The organism is Micromonospora sp. WMMD730 (assembly GCF_049178955.1).
Taxonomy (GTDB): Bacteria; Actinomycetota; Actinomycetes; order Mycobacteriales; family Micromonosporaceae; genus Micromonospora; species Micromonospora wenchangensis.
The window spans coordinates 1,384,921-1,403,178 of sequence record NZ_JBMHML010000002.1 but is presented as its reverse complement, the minus strand read 5'-3'; the positions used below and the strand labels follow the sequence as shown (position 1 = coordinate 1,403,178).

General features: G+C 73.9%; 16 protein-coding genes. 10 read left to right on the top strand and 6 right to left on the bottom strand.

The features are described from left to right. The first annotated feature begins 198 nt into the window (after positions 1 to 198). Positions 199 to 1,860, top strand: coding sequence for an alkaline phosphatase D family protein (locus ACN265_RS06405; RefSeq protein ID WP_421406369.1), 1,662 nt, complete (start codon positions 199 to 201; stop codon positions 1,858 to 1,860). Between the two features lie 45 nt (positions 1,861 to 1,905). Here ACN265_RS06405 and ACN265_RS06400 read toward each other — a convergent pair whose 3' ends face one another. Then, entirely contained in the window at positions 1,906 to 2,310 is a 405-nt protein-coding gene (locus ACN265_RS06400) for a YjbQ family protein (protein ID WP_204926410.1), read from the bottom strand. A gap of 262 nt (positions 2,311 to 2,572) precedes the next feature. Here ACN265_RS06400 and aceE point away from each other — a divergent pair, with 262 nt between their 5' ends. Then, positions 2,573 to 5,311 (top strand): pyruvate dehydrogenase (acetyl-transferring), homodimeric type, encoded by a 2,739-nt coding sequence (gene aceE / locus ACN265_RS06395; RefSeq protein ID WP_204926409.1) that lies wholly within the window; start codon positions 2,573 to 2,575, stop codon positions 5,309 to 5,311. Between the two features lie 63 nt (positions 5,312 to 5,374). On the opposite strand, the gene ACN265_RS06390 is transcribed toward aceE, so the two are convergent. Further along, on the bottom strand, positions 5,375 to 5,821 hold the full coding sequence (locus ACN265_RS06390; RefSeq protein WP_088644846.1) for an SRPBCC family protein: 447 nt from the start codon (positions 5,819 to 5,821) through the stop codon (positions 5,375 to 5,377). 183 nt (positions 5,822 to 6,004) lie between these two features. Between ACN265_RS06390 and ACN265_RS06385 the strand changes: the two genes are divergently transcribed. The 3 genes from ACN265_RS06385 to gltX are packed head-to-tail and all read left to right on the top strand — an operon-like array spanning position 6,005 to position 10,062. Next, the gene (locus tag ACN265_RS06385) at positions 6,005 to 7,330 is read left to right on the top strand and encodes a GH1 family beta-glucosidase (RefSeq protein ID WP_421406368.1); all 1,326 of its coding nucleotides are present in this window, start codon (positions 6,005 to 6,007) and stop codon (positions 7,328 to 7,330) included. Further along, a complete protein-coding gene (locus ACN265_RS06380) occupies positions 7,327 to 8,604 on the top strand; it encodes an MFS transporter (RefSeq protein WP_421406367.1) in 1,278 nt (425 codons plus the stop codon). Before ACN265_RS06385 ends, ACN265_RS06380 begins: the two co-directional genes overlap by 4 nt. Positions 8,605 to 8,652: 48 nt before the next feature. After that, positions 8,653 to 10,062 (top strand): glutamate--tRNA ligase, encoded by a 1,410-nt coding sequence (gene gltX / locus ACN265_RS06375; protein WP_420116904.1) that lies wholly within the window; start codon positions 8,653 to 8,655, stop codon positions 10,060 to 10,062. Between the two features lie 61 nt (positions 10,063 to 10,123). Here the strand turns inward: gltX and ACN265_RS06370 are convergent, their stop codons facing one another. Continuing rightward, positions 10,124 to 10,729, bottom strand: coding sequence for a copper resistance CopC family protein (locus tag ACN265_RS06370; protein WP_420118352.1), 606 nt, complete (start codon positions 10,727 to 10,729; stop codon positions 10,124 to 10,126). A 224-nt stretch (positions 10,730 to 10,953) separates the two neighbouring features. Between ACN265_RS06370 and ACN265_RS06365 the strand changes: the two genes are divergently transcribed. Continuing rightward, a complete protein-coding gene (locus ACN265_RS06365; RefSeq protein ID WP_420118351.1) occupies positions 10,954 to 11,619 on the top strand; it encodes a hypothetical protein in 666 nt (221 codons plus the stop codon). A 66-nt stretch (positions 11,620 to 11,685) separates the two neighbouring features. Here ACN265_RS06365 and ACN265_RS06360 read toward each other — a convergent pair whose 3' ends face one another. The 3 genes from ACN265_RS06360 to ACN265_RS06350 form a co-directional block, all read right to left on the bottom strand. Next, positions 11,686 to 12,651, bottom strand: a complete 966-nt coding sequence (locus ACN265_RS06360; RefSeq protein WP_421406366.1) for an NADP-dependent oxidoreductase — start codon at positions 12,649 to 12,651, stop codon at positions 11,686 to 11,688. 36 nt (positions 12,652 to 12,687) lie between these two features. Continuing rightward, complete coding sequence (locus tag ACN265_RS06355) at positions 12,688 to 13,044, bottom strand: hypothetical protein (protein WP_357935411.1); 357 nt, start codon at positions 13,042 to 13,044, stop codon at positions 12,688 to 12,690. Positions 13,045 to 13,148: 104 nt separating this feature from the next. Continuing rightward, the gene (locus ACN265_RS06350) at positions 13,149 to 13,688 is read right to left on the bottom strand and encodes a hypothetical protein (protein WP_421406364.1); all 540 of its coding nucleotides are present in this window, start codon (positions 13,686 to 13,688) and stop codon (positions 13,149 to 13,151) included. A 194-nt stretch (positions 13,689 to 13,882) separates the two neighbouring features. Here ACN265_RS06350 and ACN265_RS06345 point away from each other — a divergent pair, with 194 nt between their 5' ends. From ACN265_RS06345 to ACN265_RS06330, 4 genes are all read left to right on the top strand, one after another. Then, entirely contained in the window at positions 13,883 to 15,061 is a 1,179-nt protein-coding gene (locus ACN265_RS06345) for a sensor histidine kinase (RefSeq protein ID WP_421406363.1), read from the top strand. Beyond that, a complete protein-coding gene (locus ACN265_RS06340) occupies positions 15,058 to 15,723 on the top strand; it encodes a response regulator (RefSeq protein WP_420118347.1) in 666 nt (221 codons plus the stop codon). The genes ACN265_RS06345 and ACN265_RS06340 overlap by 4 nt, the downstream gene beginning before the upstream one ends. Positions 15,724 to 15,857: 134 nt before the next feature. Then, positions 15,858 to 16,937, top strand: a complete 1,080-nt coding sequence (locus ACN265_RS06335) for a cellulose binding domain-containing protein (protein ID WP_421406361.1) — start codon at positions 15,858 to 15,860, stop codon at positions 16,935 to 16,937. 123 nt (positions 16,938 to 17,060) lie between these two features. Next, positions 17,061 to 18,251, top strand: coding sequence for a PucR family transcriptional regulator (locus ACN265_RS06330; protein WP_421411393.1), 1,191 nt, complete (start codon positions 17,061 to 17,063; stop codon positions 18,249 to 18,251). Positions 18,252 to 18,258: the final 7 nt, after the last annotated feature.

Below are 18,258 nucleotides of genomic sequence, written 5' to 3'. Positions count from 1 at the left end.
CCACCACACCCGCTGTGGACGGTCCCGGCAGGACACCGACCCGACCGGTTCGCGCAGCGGCATCGGCTGCCGGGCACCCGTTCGCCGGGCGCTGTTCGGCTGCCGGAGGGGGCGACGGTCTCCGGTGGTCACCTGACGGCCACCGTGGGTCGCGACGCTGCCGGGGTCAGGAACGCACCGGACCCCGGGGAGGCTCCCATGGCACTGTCCCGACGCACCGTCCTGCTCTCCGGCGCGGCGCTGGGGGCGGCCGGCGCGACCGCCGGCCTGCCCACGCCCGCCGACGCCGCCGACGGGCGTCCCGCCCGGCCGGCGGTCCCCGCCCGGCACCGGCCGCTGCTCTGGCCGTTCACCCTCGGGGTGGCCTCCGGCGACCCCGACCACCAGGGGGTCGTGCTGTGGACCCGGCTGGCGCCGCAGCCGCTGGCCGAGGACGGCCTGGGCGGCATGCCCGGACGGACGGTCGAGGTGCAGTGGGAGGTGGCCGCCGACGAACTGTTCCGGCACGTCGTCCAGCGGGGCACGGAGACCGCCCGGCCCGAGTCGGCGCACAGCGTGCACGTCGAGCTGACCGGGCTACTGCCCGGCCGGGAGTACTTCTACCGGTTCCGGGCCGAGGGGCACCTCTCCCCCACCGCGCGCACCCGCACCGCACCCGACCCGGCGTCCCTGCCCGCCGCGCTGGCGATGGGTTTCGTCTCCTGCTCCCACTACGAGCAGGGGTACTTCACCGCCTACCGGCGGCTGGCCGAGAGCGCGCCGGAGCTGATCCTGCACCTCGGCGACTACCAGTACGAGTACGCCCGGGAGTACGGCCCGGACCGGCCGCGCGGGCACGAGGGGCCGGAGACCCGGACGCTTGCCAACTACCGGCAGCGGCACGCCCAGTACAAGACCGACCCGGACCTGCAGGCGGCGCACGCGGTGGCCCCCTGGGCGGTGGTCTTCGACGACCACGAGGTGGAGAACAACTGGGCCGGCGCGGTGCCGGAGGAGCCGGACCCAGACTTCCTGGCCCGGCGGGCCGCCGCCTTCCAGGCGTACCACGAGAACATGCCGTTGCGGCGGGCCTCGGTGCCGCGCGGTCCGGACATCGCGCTGTACCGGCGGTTGCGCTGGGGGCGGCTGGCCACCTTCCACCTGCTCGACACCCGGCAGTACCGGGACGACCAGGCGTGCGGGGACGGCTACCGGGACTGCCCGGCGGCGGCCGACCCGGGCCGCACCATCACCGGCACGGCGCAGGAGCAGTGGCTGCTGGACGGGTTCCGCCGCTCCGACACCCGCTGGGACCTGCTCGCCCAGCAGGTGTTCTTCGCCGCCCGCGACCGTGACCCGGGGCCGACCCGGCTGACCAGCATGGACGCCTGGGACGGCTACCTGGCCTCCCGGGACCGGATCACCCGGGGCTGGGTGGCCGCCGGGGTCCGCAACCCGGTGGTGCTCACCGGCGACGTGCACGCGCACTGGGCGGCCGACCTGAAGCTCGACTACCTCGACCCGGCGGCGCGGACGGTCGGCACCGAGCTGGTCTGTTCCTCGGTCACCTCGGGCGGCGACGGCTTCGACTCGGCCAGCGGCTCGCACCCCTGGCTGCGCACCAACCCGCACCTGCGGTTCCAGAACGACCTGCGCGGTTTCGTCCGGACCACGATCACCCCGGCACAGCTCAGCGCGGACTTCATGGTGCTGCCGTACGTGAGCCGGGCGGGCGCGCCGGCGTACCCCCGGGCGTCGTTCGTGGTCGAGGACCGGGTGCCCGGCCTGCACCAGACGTACGACCGGCCGCCGTCCACCGCCCGCGCCCGGCCGGTGGACCGGGACCGGTACACGGTCGAGACGGAGACCGGGCTGCGCTGAGCGGCCCGCGCCCGGGTCGGCCGGGACGGTTCGGCCGGGTGCGGGTCAGCCGGGGAGGAAGGAGAAGCGGACCTGACGCGACGGGTTGTCGCCGTTGGGGTCGACCAGGCAGACCGACTGCCAGGTGCCGAGCTGGAGCCGGCCCCCGAGCACCGGCAGCGTCGCGTACGGCGGGACGAAGGCGGGCAGCACGTGGTCGCGGCCGTGGCCGGGTGAGCCGTGCCGGTGCCGCCAGCGGTCGTCGGTGGGCAGCAGGTCGTCGAGGGCCCGCAGCAGGTCGTCGTCGGAGCCGGCGCCGGTCTCGATGATCGCCACCCCGGCGGTGGCGTGCGGCACGAAGACGTGCAGCAGGCCGTCGCCCTGCCCGGCGACGAACCGTTCCGCCTCGGCCGTGACGTCGACGACGGTGGGTCGGGAACCGGTCCGGACGGTGATCACCTCACTGCGCATACGGCGCATTCTGCCGCATCCGTCGCGCCACCGCCCCCGGCCCGGGGGCCGGGACGGCCGGTTCGGGGTGCCGGGCACGGCCGGCCGCCGGACGGTGCCGTGTCCGGGCGGCCGGGAGTGCGGCCGGGTGGCCACCCACGCAAAGTTACCGGCGGGTACCTGTGTTCAGCGTCGCGTCTGGGGGAGCTACACGTGACGACGGGTGCCACCAGAGGGCAGGATGGCGGAGAGACCTATCCCACACACAACCGAGGGAACGCCTGTGGCTACGGAACGCAAGCGCCCGGTGATCACCGCTGGTCTGCCGAGCCAGCTTCCGGACATCGACCCCGAAGAGACCAGCGAGTGGGTCGAGTCGCTCGACGGTGTCATCGACGAGCGCGGAACCAAACGCGCCCGGTACGTCATGCTCAGCCTGCTGGAGCGGGCCCGCGAGCGGCAGGTCGGGGTGCCGTCCCTGACCACCACCGACTACATCAACACCATCGCCCCGGAGCAGGAACCCTGGTTCCCGGGCGACGAGCACATCGAGCGGCGGATCCGGGCGTACGTCAGGTGGAACGCGGCGATGCTGGTGCACCGCGCGCAGCGGCCGGAGATCGGCGTCGGTGGGCACATCTCCACCTTCGCCAGCTCCGCCTCCCTCTACGAGGTGGGCTTCAACCACTTCTTCCGGGGCAAGAACCACCCGGGCGGCGGCGACCACATCTTCTACCAGGGCCACGCCTCCCCCGGCATGTACGGGCGGGCGTTCCTGGAGGGCCGGCTCTCGGAGGACCAGCTCGACGGGTTCCGGCAGGAGCTGTCGCACCCGGGCGGCGGGCTGCCGTCGTACCCGCACCCGCGGCTGATGCCGGACTTCTGGGAGTTCCCCACGGTCTCGATGGGTCTGGGTCCGCTGAACGCGATCTACCAGGCCCGGTTCAACCGCTACCTGCAGCACCGGGGCATCAAGGACACCTCCCAGCAGCACGTCTGGGCGTTCCTCGGCGACGGTGAGATGGACGAGGTCGAGTCGCTCGGCGCGATCGGCGTGGCCGCGCGCGAGGAGCTGGACAACCTCACCTTCGTGATCAACTGCAACCTCCAGCGGCTGGACGGCCCGGTCCGGGGCAACGGCAAGGTGATGCAGGAGCTGGAGGCGTTCTTCCGGGGTGCCGGCTGGAACGTGATCAAGGTGGTCTGGGGCCGGGAGTGGGACCCGCTGCTCGCCGCGGACACCGACGGCGCGCTGGTCAACCTGATGAACACCACCCCCGACGGTGACTACCAGACCTACAAGGCGGAGTCCGGGGCGTACGTGCGGGAGCACTTCTTCGGCCGTGACCAGCGGACCCGCAAGATGGTCGAGCACCTGTCCGACGACGAGATCTGGAACCTCAAGCGGGGCGGGCACGACTACCGCAAGCTCTACGCGGCCTACAAGGCGGCCACCGAGCACACCGGGCAGCCGACCGTCATCCTGGCCAAGACCATCAAGGGCTGGACGCTGGGCTCGCACTTCGAGGGCCGCAACGCCACGCACCAGATGAAGAAGCTGACGCTTGACGACCTCAAGCTGTTCCGCGACCGCCTCTACCTGGACATCCCGGACAAGGCGCTGGAGGACAACCCCTACCTGCCGCCGTACTACACCCCGGGTGAGTCCTCGGACGAGATGGCCTACCTGCGGGAGCGGCGCGAGCAGCTCGGCGGCTACCTGCCGTCCCGGCGGACCAGCCACAAGAAGCTGGCGATCCCGGGGCCGGAGCGGTTCGCCGACGTCAAGCGCGGCTCGGGCAAGCAGAAGGTGGCCACCACGATGGCCTTCGTCCGCCTGCTCAAGGACATCATGAAGGACAAGGAGTTCGGCAAGCGCTGGGTGCCGATCATCCCGGACGAGGCGCGCACCTTCGGCCTGGACTCGATCTTCCCGACCGCGAAGATCTACTCGCCGCACGGCCAGCGGTACACCTCGGTCGACCGGGACCTGTTCCTGTCCTACAAGGAGTCGACGACCGGGCAGATCCTGCACGAGGGGATCAACGAGGCCGGTTCGGTCGCCTCGTTCACCGCCGCCGGCACCGCGTACGCGACCCACGACGAGCCGATGATCCCGATGTACATCTTCTACTCGATGTTCGGGTTCCAGCGCACCGGTGACGGCTTCTGGGCGGCGGCCGACCAGATGGCCCGGGGCTTCGTCCTCGGCGCGACCGCCGGGCGGACCACGCTCAACGGTGAGGGCCTCCAGCACGAGGACGGCCACTCGCTGCTGCTGGCCGCCACCAACCCGGCGGTGGTCGCCTACGACGCGGCGTTCGGGTTCGAGCTGGCGCACATCGTGGAGCGCGGCCTGCACCGGATGTACGGCGAGGACCAGGAGAACGTCTTCTACTACCTCACCGTCTACAACGAGCCGATCCACCAGCCGGTCGAGCCGTCCGAGCTGGACGTCGAGGGGCTGCTCAAGGGCATCTACCGCTACGCGCCGGCCCCGCAGGTCGACGGCCCGAAGGCGAACATCCTGGCCTCCGGGACCGGCATGCAGTGGGCGCTCAAGGCGCAGCAGCTCCTCGCCCAGGACTGGGGGGTGGCCGCCGACGTCTGGTCGGTGACCTCCTGGACGGAGCTGCGCCGCGACGCGGTGCTCTGTGAGGAGCACAACCTGCTCAACCCGGGCGCGGAGCAGCGGGTGCCGTACATCCAGCAGAAGCTGGCCGACGCCGACGGGCCGAAGGTCGCGGTCAGCGACTGGATGCGCGCGGTACCGGACCTGATCGCCCGCTGGGTACCCGGCGACTACACCTCGCTCGGCACCGACGGCTTCGGCATGTCGGACACCCGGCACGCGCTGCGGCGGCACTTCCACGTCGACGCCGAGTCGGTGGCGGTGGCGACGCTGCGGCAGCTCGCCCTGCGCGGCGTGGTGCCGGCCGGTGTTCCGGCCGAGGCCGCCAAGAAGTACGCGATCGACGACGTCAACGCCGCCCCGGTCGGCGAGACCGGCGGGGACAGCTAGTCCCCGAGGTACGACGAAGGGCCCGGCGCGGTGCGCCGGGCCCTTTCGCGTCGTCGGGTCGGGTCAGCCGACGGCGGCCAGGTCGGTGAGCCGGGCCAGCGACTCCTCCAGGTCGGCACCGACCCGGCGCAGCCCGAGGCGCAGCAGGGCGCCCTTGACCGGGCCGGCCGGCCAGCGGACCACGATCAGCCGGACGATGGTGCCGCCCTCCTCCTCGTCGGCGGTGAGCTGCACGTAGATCTCGGTGCGCGCCTCGGCGCGGGCCCCGGCACCCCGGGCGCGTTCCCGCCAGCCGATCAGGGTGGGTTCCTGGTAGGCGATCACCTCGGCCTCGTGCGCCGAGCCGCGCCCGGCCTGGACGAGTTGTCGACGGCCGAAGCCCTCCCCCGAGAGGACCTCGGCGGCCCGGACCCCGGCCAACCAGGCGGGCAACTGCTCGGCCCGTTGGACAACTTCCCAGACCGCTTCCACCGGCGCCGTCACGTGCGCACTGCGTTCGACGAGGATCATTCTGTTCTTCCCCCACTGAGGACATCCGCGATATTCCGCACTCTATGCGCTAAATCGGACTTACCGGGACGTGTTCGGAAAAAGACACGCCGACAACCCTTGCGCCCGCATTGCCTCGCACCTATGGCGCTCGCGGACTTCGCGCCCTAGAGTGCGAACACGTTTCGCGTTCTGGGAGGGTGGATGACGACCGCACCGATCCCCGGTTTCCCCGCCGGTTTCCGTTGGGGGGTGTCCACCTCGGCGTACCAGATCGAGGGGGGCGCCGACGCCGACGGCCGGGGACCGTCCATCTGGGACACCTTCGCCCACACCTCCGGCCGGATCATCGACGGCAGCACCGGCGACGTGGCCTGCGACCACTACCACCGGCACCGGGAGGACGTCGCGCTGCTGGCCGGGCTCGGGGTGTCGGCGTACCGGTTCTCGATCGCCTGGCCCCGGGTGCGGCCCGGCGGCACCGGCCCGGTCAACACCGCCGGCCTGGACTTCTACGACCGGCTCGTCGACGACCTGCTCGCCGCCGGCATCGACCCGGTCGCCACCCTGTTCCACTGGGACCTGCCCCAGCCGCTCCAGGACGCCGGCGGCTGGCTCAACCGGGACACCGCCGCCCACTTCGCCGAGTACGCCGACGTGACCGCCGCCCGCCTCGGCGACCGGGTGAAACTCTGGATCACCCTCAACGAGCCGTTCATCCACCTGAGCCTCGGCCACGGCACCGGGGAACACGCCCCCGGCCAGACCCTGCTCTTCGACTCCTTCCCCGCCGCCCACCACCAACTGCTCGGGCACGGGCTGGCGGTGACCGCGCTGCGCGCCCACAGCACCGCACCGGTGGCCATCGCCAACAACTACTCGCCTGTCGTCCGGCACGGCGACACCGACGCCGACCATGCCGCCGCGGCGGCGTACGACGCCCTGCACAACCACCTGTTCACCGACCCGCTGCTGGGCCGGGGCTACCCCGAGGGCTTCGACCCGGGCGTGGTCCGCGACGGCGACCTCGCGGTGATCGCCGCGCCGCTGGACGTGCTCGGGGTCAACTACTACAACCCGACCGGGGTACGCGCCCCCGAGGAGGACTCCCCGCTGCCGTTCGAACTGGTCCCGCTGGAGGGCTACCCGCGTACCGCGTTCGACTGGCCGGTGGTCCCGGACGGGCTGCGTACCCTGCTCGTCGGCCTGCGCGACCGGTACGGCGACGCGCTGCCGCCGATCCAGATCACCGAGGGCGGCTGCGCCTTCGACGACGTCCCGGACGCCGACGGCATGGTGCACGACCCGGACCGGATCGGCTACCTCGACGGGCACCTGCGCGCCCTGCGGGCCGCCATCGACGAGGGCGTCGACGTGACCGGGTACTTCGTCTGGTCGCTGCTGGACAACTGGGAGTGGGCCGAGGGCTTCACCAAGCGCTTCGGCCTGGTGCACGTCGACTTCGACACCGGCACCCGCACGCCCAAGTCCTCGTACGCCTGGTACCGGGCCCAGGTCGGCCGGGGGTGACCACCGTCGACCCGACGCCGGCCTCGCTGCCGGCGGCGCTCGCCGACCCGGTCGTCCCGGTCCGGCGGAGCTGGATCGCGTTGATCTTCGCGGCCAACCTCGGGGTGTGGATGGCCTTCTTCACCCCCATCCAGGTGCTGCTACCGCAGCAGGTGGAACGGATCTCGCCGGACCACAAGGAGGCGATGCTGGCCGTCGTCACCGGGCTGGGCGCGCTCGCGGCGGTGCTGGCCAACCCGCTCGCCGGGGCGCTGTCGGACCGCACCTGCCTGCGCATCGGCGGGCGGGAGTTCGGCCGCCGGCACGTCTGGACGGCCGGCGGCGCGGTGCTCGGCGCGCTGGCGCTGGTGCTGCTGGCCCGGCAGCAGACCATCGCCGGGGTGGCGCTGGGCTGGGTCGCCGCCCAGGTCTGCTTCAACGCGATGCTGGCCAGCCTCACCGCCGGCATCCCCGACCGGGTGCCGGTGGTGCAGCGCGGCGGGGTCTCCGGCTGGGTGGGCATCCCGCAGGCGCTGGGCCTGGTGCTCGGCGCGGTGCTGGTCACCGCCCTGGTCAGCGGCACCGTGCCCGGCTACACCGCGATGGCGCTGGCGGTGCTGCTGCTGTCGTTGCCGTTCGCGTTCCTCACCCCCGACGACCCGCTGCCCCGGCAGCACCGCCCGCCGCTGCGGCTGCGCGCGCTGGTCGCCTCGATGTGGATCGACCCGCGCCGGCACCCGGACTTCGCCTGGGCCTGGATCACCCGGTTCCTGGTGCAGATCGGCAACGCCCTGGGCACCCTCTACCTGCTGTACTTCCTCACCGACGGGGTGCGCTACCCCGACCCCGAGGGTGGCCTGCTGGTGCTGATCCTGCTCTACACCCTCGGCATGATGCTCACCGCCGTGGTCGCCGGGATGCTGTCCGACCGGTCCGGCCGGCGCAAGGTCTACGTGATCGTCTCCGGGGTGGTGATGGCGGTGGCCGCGCTGCTGCTGGCGGTCGCGCCGACCTGGTCGATGGCGCTGGTCGCCGCGGTGCTGCTCGGTGCCGGTTACGGCGTCTACCTGTCGGTCGACGCGGCGCTGATCACCGAGGTGCTGCCGCGCGCCACCGACCGGGCCAAGGACCTCGGCGTGATCAACATCGCGAACTCGGCACCCCAGGTGCTCGGCCCGGCGCTGTCCGCCCCGATCGTGGTCCACCTGGGCGGCTACCCCACGCTGTACGCGGTGACCGCCGTGGTGACCCTGCTCGGCAGCGCCCTGGTCCTCAAGATCCGGGGCGTGCGCTGACGGGCCCCCTGGCGAAACCGGGTCGCGGCCGGCCGTAGGCTGGACGGCGTGACGGTACGTGTGCGCTTCGCCCCCTCCCCGACCGGTATGTTCCACGTCGGCGGTGCCCGCTCGGCGCTGCAGAACTGGATCTTCGCCAAGCAGCAGGGTGGGGTGTTCGTGCTGCGCGTCGAGGACACCGACGCCGCCCGTAACAAGCCCGAGTGGACCGAGGGCATCCTGTCCGCGCTGGAGTGGATCGGCATCGCCCGCGACACCTACGAGGGCCCCTACTTCCAGTCGGCGTACGCCGGTGAGCACCGGGCCGCCGCCCAGCGGTTGCACGACGCCGGGCGGGCCTACTACTGCGACTGCACCCGGGAGGCGGTGCAGGCCCGTACCGGCTCGCAGTACCAGGGCTACGACGGCTTCTGCCGGGACCGGGGCCTGCCACCCGGCGAGGGGCGGGCGCTGCGCTTCCGTACCCCCGACGAGGGCGCGACCGTGGTGGTCGACCTGATCCGGGGCGAGCCGACGTTCGAGAACAAGCTGATCGAGGACTTCGTCATCGCCCGCGGCGACGGCTCCCCGGTGTTCCTGCTCGCCAACGTCGTGGACGACATGACGATGGGCATCACCCACGTGATCCGGGCCGAGGAGCACCTGCCGAACACCCCGAAGCAGCAGCTCCTCTGGGACGCCCTGGGCGTCAAGCCGCCGATCTGGGCGCACGTGCCGGTGGTGGTCAACGAGAAGCGGCAGAAGCTCTCCAAGCGCCGCGACAAGGTGGCCCTGGAGGCGTACCGGGACGAGGGTTACCTCGCCGCCGCGATGCGCAACTACCTGATGCTGCTCGGCTGGGCGCCGTCGGGCGACCGGGAGATCGTGCCCTGGTCGGTGATCGAGGAGGAGTTCCGGTTGACCGAGGTCAACCCCTCCCCCGCCTTCTTCGACGAGAAGAAGCTGCGCGCGTTCAACGGCGAGTACATCCGGGCGCTGCCGGTCGACGAGTTCGTGGCCGCCTGCCAGCCGTGGCTGACCGGCACCGGCACCATCGCCCCGCCGCCGTGGCTGCCGGAGGAGTTCGACGCCGACGCGTTCGCCGCGGTGGCGCCGCTGGCGCAGACCCGGATCGCGGTGCTCAGCGAGATCGTGCCCAACGTCGACTTCCTCTTCCTCGCCGAGCCGTCGATCGACGAGGCGGCCTGGGCCAAGGCGATGAAGGAGGGGGCGGCCGACCTGCTCGACGCGGCCGTCGCCGGCTACACGGCGCTGGAGTCCTGGGACGCGGAGTCGCTGAAGTCGACACTGGAGGCGGTCGGTGCCCAGCGCGGCCTCAAGCTGGGCAAGGCGCAGGCCCCGGTCCGGGTGGCGGTCACCGGCCGTACCGTCGGGCTGCCGCTGTTCGAGTCGCTGGAGGTGCTCGGTCGGGAGCGCACCCTGACCCGGCTGCGCGCCGCCCGGCTCCGCCTGGTCTAGCTCTACCACGACATCGACGCGGGGCCCGCCGGTGACCGGCGGGCCCCGCGTCGGTGTCCGGTCAGGACCGGGTGGAGCGGCGGCGCAGGAACAGGCCCGCGGCGAGCGCGGCGAGCAGCACCAGGCCACCGGCCGCCGCCCAGAGCCAACCCCGGCCGTTGTCGTCGGTGCCGGCGGCGACCGGGGTGGTCGACGGGGAGCCGGGTGCCGCGCTGCTCGGCGTCGGCGACGGGGTGGGACTGGCCGACGGGCTGACCGACGGCGACGGGGGCGCGGCGGCGGTGCCGGTGGTGAGGGTGAACCGCACCTCCCCCTTGACGGGGTGGCCGTCGCTGGACGGCAATTGATAGTCGACGATGTAGAGACCGGCCGCGCCCGGGGCGAACGGCACCCTGACCCGGCTGCCGGAAAAGGTCGGCTCGCCACCGGCGGCCGGGATGTTGTCCGGCCCGGTCACTGTGATCTTCGTCCTGTCCGGATCGAGTTTGGCCAGGAAACGCAGCTCGACGGCGGCCGGCGCGGTGGCGACCTTGGCCCCGTTGGCCGGATTGCTCCCGGTCAGCGAGTTGTGTGCCAGCGCCGGCGACGCCGGCAACAACGCCACGCCGAGCGCCACGCCGACGAGCACTGGCACCGCCCGCACCAGCCGTGGGACCCTGCCCCCCATGAAGCCCTCCGCAAAGGTACGATCCGCCCGCTGATCACGCGGCTGAGAAATTGGTCGTTCCAGGATCGCAGATAGTTCCACATATTGTTCCCAGAGCTGCATCCGAGCGATGTTCCAGGAAGTCTGTGCGGTGGGGCCGGCGCTGCCCGGTCACGCACCGATGCCGACCGGCCCGCGCGTGACCCGCAGCACAGCCATCCATCGAACGGGGCGAGGAGGCGGCGATGGTCGACAGGGTGAGGCGGCTGCTGGCAGCGGTCGCGGTGGGCGTGGCGGCGGCGGTGGTGCTCGGCACCGGGCCGGCGGCGCAGGCGGCCGGGGCGCACCGGGCGGCACCGAAGACGCCACCCGCCGGGGTGGACATCACAGGGGTGGGGCTGACCGAACCGCTGCGCCTGCGCAGCGACACCGCCCCGACCCACGTGGTCGCGGTCATCGACCAGGTCAGCTGGTTCGGCCGCACCGGCCAGGCCAAGGGCCCCACGGCCGCCGACCTCGGTCCGAAGTACACCATCGTGGTGCTCGCCGGGGACACCGCCACGCAGACGTTCGACCTCTACCCGCTGGCCAAGGGCGGTCCCCGGGCCTTCCGGCCGGCCAAGCAGCCCGACGCGCGCAAGACCACCGCCGGCTGGTTCCTCGGCCGGCTCACCATGTCCGAGACGCTGCGCGCCGCCGGGGTGCCGCTGGAGCCGCAGCTCGACACGGTCAGCGGCGGCGTGGGTGGCGGCGAACGGGCCCTTCCGGACGACGCCCTCAACCCGGGTCGCGACATCGACGACGCGATCTCCGAACTTCAGCGGTTGCTGCTGCTCAACGTGGGCGTGATGCTGGTGATCACGCTCGGCCTGGCGGGCATCGCCCTGCTGGTCCGCCGCCGCACCCGCTGACCACGGGCCGGCCGCCGGTACCGGCCCCGCCCGGCCGGCCGGGACGCCGCCGCGCCCCGGTGCGGGTCACGCCGGTGCCCGGTCGGCCGCCGTACCCGCCGCCGACCACACCGCCAGCACCACCTTGCCCCGGACGTGCCCGGCCTCGACCAGCCGGTGCGCGTCCGCGGCCTGGGCCAGCGGGAGCACCCGCTCGATGTGGACGGTGAGCCGGCCCGCGTCGACCAGCGCGGCCAGCAACCCCAGGTCCGCCGTGGACGGCTGCACGAACAGGTAGCTGCCGCCGAGCCGGGTGACGTGCTCCGGGTCGGCGACGGAGACCAGCCGGGACGGCCGGGACAACAGCACCGCCGAGACGTCCAGCGCCGCCCCGCCGAACAGGTCGAGCGCCACGTCCACCCCGTCGGGCGCGAGCGCGCGGAGCCGGTCGGCCAGGCCGTCGCCGTGGGCGACCGGTTCGGCACCCAAAGACCGGACGAAGTCGTGATTGGCCGGACCCGCCGTGCCGATCACCCGGGTCGCCCCCAACGCCCGCGCCACCTGCACCGCCAGGTGCCCCACCCCGCCCGACGCCCCGTGCACCAGCACGGTGTCCCCCGCGCCGGTGCCGGCCCGCCGCAACGCCTGGTAGGCGGTCAACCCGGCCAGCGGCAGGCCGGCCGCCTCGACCCAGGACGCCTGGGACGGCCGGATCGCCAGGCAGCGTTGCGGGGCGGGGACCAGTTCGGCATAGCTGCCGTACTGGAGGTGGTCGCGGCGGACGTACCCGATCACCTCGTCGCCGACGGCGAACCCGGTCACCGCCGGGCCGGCCGCCACCACCACGCCCGCCGCGTCCCAGCCGGGCACCAGGGGGAAGTGCGCGGGAATCGCGTCGGCCAGCAACCCCTCACGGATCTTCGCGTCGACCGGGTTCACTCCGGCGGCGCGGACCCGCACCAGCACCGTGTCCGGACCCACCGGGGGGTCGGGCAGTTCCCGCAGGGTCAGCCGGTCGGCCGTACCCCACCCGTCGATCGCGATCGCCTGCACGTCACCCACGCTAACGGTCGACGGGCCGTCAGGTGATCAGCACCAACGGTGTGGCGGGCGTTGCACGCGCTGCCGACGCCGGCCGGGGCGGACCGGGCCGTGCCGGTGCCCGCCCGCCCAGCCGGCCAGGTCGCTGCGGCAGGCCCGGGTCGGCGGGTCCGGTTGGCCGGTCGGGCCGGGTTCCACCGCCGCCGGTCGGGCCGCCGCGCCGTCGACCGTCTCGACGCCGCGTTGGCGGGGCAGCGCCAGCTCGTCGTCGGCCCGTTCGGCCGCCCGACAGACCTGCTCCGTCGCCAGCCGGCGGTGCGGTCGGGCCGCCCCGGGCTGGTCGTGGTGGCCCGGCCGGCAGGGCTCGCCCTGGGCGCAGCCGTGGTCGGCCTCCCCGTGCGCCATCCCGGTCTCCTCACACTCGCGTCGCCCGCCGGGACGACACCCCGGCGCGGCAGTGCCACCGTACTGGCCGGCACCGACGCGCCGTGCAGCGCGTACCCCCGGGGTCAGGACCTCGGCCGACGCGGGAAGATCGTCTCCCAGACCGGGAACGCGACCAGCCAGATCAGCAGCGCGACGGTGAGGGTGCGGATCCAGTTCGCCAGCTCCCGGGTGCGCTCGGCGTCACCGACGACGACGATCGCGGCGGCCAGCAGGGCGCAGGCGACCGCCCAGCCGAGCAGTGCCTTGCCCCACTCCCGCCACTCGTGGCGGGCCCGCGCCCAGCCGTACCGGGGTGGTTTCACCGGCGGCGGGCCGCCGGCGAAACGGTGCGCGAAGCGCTGGTCGGCCCACCGGATCATGGAGTGCCCGAACGCCACCGAGAACCCGAGGTAGACGGCGGCCAGCCCGTGGGTGGCGTCCGCGGTGGCCCCCCGGCGCAGGTCCACCGCCGCCGCGCCCAGCAGCACCAGGTCCACCAGCGGGACGCAGACCAGCAGCGCCGCGCCCAGCCGGGGCCGGCGCAGCGGGTACCGGGCGACCAGCCCGGCCACGAGCAGCACCCAGAACCCGATCTCACACCCGACGATGACCGCCAGCAGCATGTCCACCTCCCCGTCCCGGTCCAGCGTGCCGGGGCGGGGAGGTGGTCACCTCACCGGCGGGGACGAGTTGCGGGTCCCTCCTTCGGCGGAGCGGCGGCCCGGCGTACCCCCTTCGGCGGACGGCCGACCGGGCGGCCTCCTCCGCAGGTGGGAGGGGTGCCGACCCGGGATGTGGTGGGATCGGGACCATGCGGATGCCGGGCTGGGTCGGCTCCGGCCGGCCGGGACGCGACCTGGCCCTGGCCGGGGTGTCCCTGGTCGGCGGCCTGGCGGCCTACGGCGTCGGCCTGCAACCCCAGTTCCCCTGGGCGCCGGACGTGCCGCGGGTGTCCTTCCTGCTGCCGCTGCTGGCGGTGAGCGTGGCGGTCGGGCTGCGACGGGTGGCCACCCGGACCGGCCTGGCGGTGGGCACGGTGGCGGTGCTCGCCGACGCCGCGCTCGGCGTGTCGGTGGGCTGCACGGTGATCTACACCCAGGTGTTGTACGACACGTGCGTGTACGGCCCGCCCCGGTGGTGGCGCTGGCTGCTGCGGGTCACCGTCGGGCTCAGCGTCGGCGGCACGGTGCTGGGCCTGCTCTGCTGGGGTTGGCGGGGTGCCGCCGTCGGAATGCCGTTCGCGCTGCTCGGGGTGCTGCCGGTGGTCACCGGGATCAGCGTGCGGCAGTACCGGGACCAGGCGGCGACCGAACGGGCCCGCGCCGAGCAGACCGCCCGGCTGGTCGAGCTGGACCGGCGGCAGGCGGTGCTGGCCGAACGGGCCCGGATGGCCCGGGAGCTGCACGACGTGGTGGCCAACCAGCTCAGCGCGGTGGCCCTGCACGCCACCGCCGTACTCGCCGCCCCCGGGCTGGACCGGCCCCGCATCGACGCGGCGCTGCGGGTGATCCGGGAGAGCAGCGTGCAGGGCATGGCCGAGATGCGGCAGCTCATCGGGCTGCTGCGGGAGCCGTCCGTGGACCCGGTGCAGGAGGCGACCCGGGTCCGGCTGGACGAGTTGGACCGGCTGCTGGCCCGGATGGCCGGCGCCGGCCTGCGGGTCCGCACGACGGTGCGGGGGTCGCCCCGGGAGCTGCCGGTGGGGGTCGACCTGGCGGCGTACCGGATCGTGCAGGAGTCGTTGACCAACGCGTTGCGCCACGGCACGGGCACGGCGGAGCTGACCGTGGCGTACCTGCCGACGGAGGTGGCGGTGACGGTGGAGAATCCGGTTCGCTCCGGCGGGCCCGGTGCCGGTGCGGGACTGCCGGCCGGGGGTGCGGGCCTGATCGGGATGCGGGAGCGGGCCGCGCTGCTCGACGGCGAGTTCACCGCCGGTCCCCGGGACGGCTGCTTTCGGGTGCGGGCGACGCTGCCGGCCGGGGAGCGGCCGTGACCGCCCCGGTCCGGGTCGTGCTGGCCGACGACCAGGCGGCGGTCCGGGCCGGTCTGGTGCTGATCCTGGCCGGCGCGCCGGAGATCGAGGTGGTGGGCGAGGCGGCCGACGGGGAGGCGGCGGTACGGCTGTGCCGGGAGCTGCGTCCCGACGTGGCGGTGCTGGACATCCGGATGCCCCGACTGGACGGGGTGTCGGCGACCCGGGAGATCGTCGCCGCCGGCACCGCCGACGTGCTGGTGCTGACCACCTTCGACCTCGACGAGTACGTCTTCGGCGCGCTGCGCGCCGGGGCGGCCGGTTTCCTGCTCAAGGACACCGACGCGGCCGGTCTGGTGGCGGCGGTGCGGACGGTGGCCCGGGGCGAGGGGGTGATCGCCCCGACGCTGACCCGGCGGCTGATCGCGGCGTTCGCGGCGACCGCGCCCGGCGTCGACGGGGCGGACCGCGCCGCCGTGGCCGGGTTGACCCCCCGGGAGCGTGACGTGCTGGCCTGCCTGGGCGTCGGCCTGTCCAACCGGGAGATCGCCGACCGGCTGGCGGTGGCGGAGAGCACCGCGAAGACCCACGTGAGCCGGGTGTTGGCGAAGTTGGCGCTGCGCAGCCGGGTGCAGGCGGCGATCCTGGCGCAGGAGCTGGCGCTGCCCGCGCCGCCACCATGACATAGGTCTCTATCTATATTGACCACGACCCATTGCTGGCCGTAGGGTGCGAGCGGAACCATGGGCTCCCCGGCCGGCGGCCGGTCCGACGCCGCCCCCCGATCGGAGCTCCGACGGGGATCGGAGGAATCGTCATGATCGCGTCCAGGCGGTCCGTCCTGACTGCCGGCGGCATCCTCGCCGCCACCACCATCGTCGCCCTCGGCATGACCACGGTCGCCGGTGGCGCACCCGCCACGGCCACCCCGGCCGGCGGCTGCACCGCCACGGTCCGGGTCGACTCCCGCTGGGGCAGCGGCGCGAGCGGCGGCCAGATCGTCACCTTCACCGTCGCCAACACCGCGTCGGCGACCGCCAGCCGGTGGACGGTCACCTGGCCGCTCGCCGACGGCCAGCGGATCGTGTCGTCCTGGAACACCTCGATCAGCGCGACGGGTGGCACCGCGACCGCGACCAACGCGTCGTACAACGGGGTGCTCACTCCTGGCGCGTCGACCACCTTCGGCGTGCAGCTCGCCGGCCCCACCACCGCACCGACGCCGAGCTGCACCAACGACGCCGCCCCGCCGACCACCGCCAGCCCGCCGAGCGGCGCCGACGTCACCGTCGGCGAGGCCGACAACCAGCGCACCGTCACCCTGTTCGTCGGGCAGACGCTGGGCGTGACCCTGGCGGCCGACTACCTGCCGGTCACCACCACCGGGAGCGCACTGACCCCCGTGTCGACCAGCGGCGGCTACCCGACCGGGCAGCCCCTCGTGGCGACGCTGCGGGCCGTGGCCCCGGGCACCGCCGAGCTGACCACCAGCACCGACCACGCCTGCCGGCACACCACCCCGCCGTGCGCCCTGCCGACCGTGCTGTGGACGGTGCACGTCGCGGTCATCGAGCTGCCGCCGACCGACGGCGGGCAGACCGTCGTCGTCTCCGCGCCCGACAACCAGCGCGACCTCACGCTGCGCGTCGGTGACACGCTCGTGGTGAGCCTGGCCAGCAACTACCTGCCCCCGACGCTCTCCCCCGCCGGGGTCGTCGTGGCGGGCGAGGTGACCGGTGGCTACCCGAGCGGCCAGCCGCTCGTCGCCCGCTACGTGGCGACCGCGCCCGGCCGGGTCGACGTCTCCACCATCACCGACAACCTCTGCCGGCACCAGCCGACCCCCTGCCCGTCCCCCCAGGTGCGCTGGGTGGTGCACGTCACCGTCACCAACTGACCCGGCACGCCGCCGACCTGCGCCCCGACGCCCGGCGGCCCGCCCCCGGCGGGTCGCCCCGGAGCCGACGTCGAGCCCCTGCTCAGGGCATGTCACGCTGGAGCGGTGAGCGAGCCGGACGGGATGGAACTGACGGCCACCCTGCGCCGGATCGAACGGGCGGCGGGGGCGCTGGCCACGGCCAGCGTGGTCCGGATGGACGAGAGCCTGCCCTGGTTCCGTGAGCTGCCGGCCGAGCAGCGCTCCTGGGTGATGCTGGTGGCGCAGGCAGGCGCCCGGTCGCTGGTCGAGTGGCTGGGTTCCGGCGGCGGCACCACCGACAGCACCCAGGAGGTGTCCGACGAGGTCTTCGCCACCGCGCCGCTGGCCCTGGCCCGGTCGATCAGCCTCCAGCAGACGGTGGCGCTGATCAAGGTGACCATCGACGTGGTCGAGGAGCAGGTGTCGCACCTGGCCGCGCCCGGCGAGGAGCAGCAGCTCCGCGAGGCGGTGCTGCGGTTCTCCCGGGAGATCGCCTTCGCCGCCGCCCGGGTGTACGCCCGCGCCGCCGAGTCCCGGGGCTCCTGGGACGCCCGGTTGCAGGCGCTACTGGTCGACGCCCTGCTACGCGGGGACTCCCCCGACGTGCTGGCCAGCCGGGCCGCCGCGCTGGGCTGGGCGGACGCCCCACCGGTGGCGGTGGCGGTGGGCCGCTCCCCGGGCGGGGAGGTGTCCGCCGTGCTGCACACCGTCTACCGGTACGCCCGTCGGATCGGGGTGGAGGTGATCGGGGGCGTGCACGGCGACCGGCTGGTCATCGTGCTCGGCGGTGCGGCCGACCCGATGGCCGCCACCGAGAAGCTGCTCCCCGGGTTCGGCGACGGCCCGGTGGTGGTCGGTCCCGCCGTACCCAGTCTGGACGAGGCGACGGACTCGGCGCGGGCGGCGCTGGCCGGCTACCGGGCGGCGCCGGCCTGGCCGACCGCGCCCCGGCCGGTGCCGGCGGCCGACCTGCTGCCCGAGCGGGCCCTCGCCGGTGACGCCGAGGCCCGCCGCCGGCTGCGCCACGACGTGTACGCCGCCCTGGTCCGCGCGGGCGGTGAGCTGCTGGAGACGTTGGACGCCTTCTTCGCCGCCGGCGGGACGCTGGAGAGCGCCGCCCGCGCCCTGTTCGTCCATCCCAACACGGTGCGTTACCGACTGCGTCGGATCGCCGAGGTGACCGGGTTCTCCCCGCTGACCCCCCGGGACGCGTTCGCGCTCCAGGTGGCGCTGACGGTGGGCCGGCTGGACCCGATCGTCCCGGCGGGCGCGCCCGGCCCGAGCCAGAAATGACACCGGG

Coding starts and splice junctions, on each gene's coding strand:
- ACN265_RS06405 (WP_421406369.1), top strand. CDS start 199: ATGGCACTGTCCCGACGCACCGTCCTGCTCTCCGGCGCGGCGCTGGGG.
- ACN265_RS06400 (WP_204926410.1), bottom strand. CDS start 2,310: ATGCGCAGTGAGGTGATCACCGTCCGGACCGGTTCCCGACCCACCGTC.
- ACN265_RS06390 (WP_088644846.1), bottom strand. CDS start 5,821: ATGATCCTCGTCGAACGCAGTGCGCACGTGACGGCGCCGGTGGAAGCG.
- ACN265_RS06385 (WP_421406368.1), top strand. CDS start 6,005: ATGACGACCGCACCGATCCCCGGTTTCCCCGCCGGTTTCCGTTGGGGG.
- ACN265_RS06370 (WP_420118352.1), bottom strand. CDS start 10,729: ATGGGGGGCAGGGTCCCACGGCTGGTGCGGGCGGTGCCAGTGCTCGTC.
- ACN265_RS06365 (WP_420118351.1), top strand. CDS start 10,954: ATGGTCGACAGGGTGAGGCGGCTGCTGGCAGCGGTCGCGGTGGGCGTG.
- ACN265_RS06355 (WP_357935411.1), bottom strand. CDS start 13,044: ATGGCGCACGGGGAGGCCGACCACGGCTGCGCCCAGGGCGAGCCCTGC.
- ACN265_RS06350 (WP_421406364.1), bottom strand. CDS start 13,688: ATGCTGCTGGCGGTCATCGTCGGGTGTGAGATCGGGTTCTGGGTGCTG.
- ACN265_RS06345 (WP_421406363.1), top strand. CDS start 13,883: ATGCCGGGCTGGGTCGGCTCCGGCCGGCCGGGACGCGACCTGGCCCTG.
- ACN265_RS06335 (WP_421406361.1), top strand. CDS start 15,858: ATGATCGCGTCCAGGCGGTCCGTCCTGACTGCCGGCGGCATCCTCGCC.
- ACN265_RS06330 (WP_421411393.1), top strand. CDS start 17,061: ATGGAACTGACGGCCACCCTGCGCCGGATCGAACGGGCGGCGGGGGCG.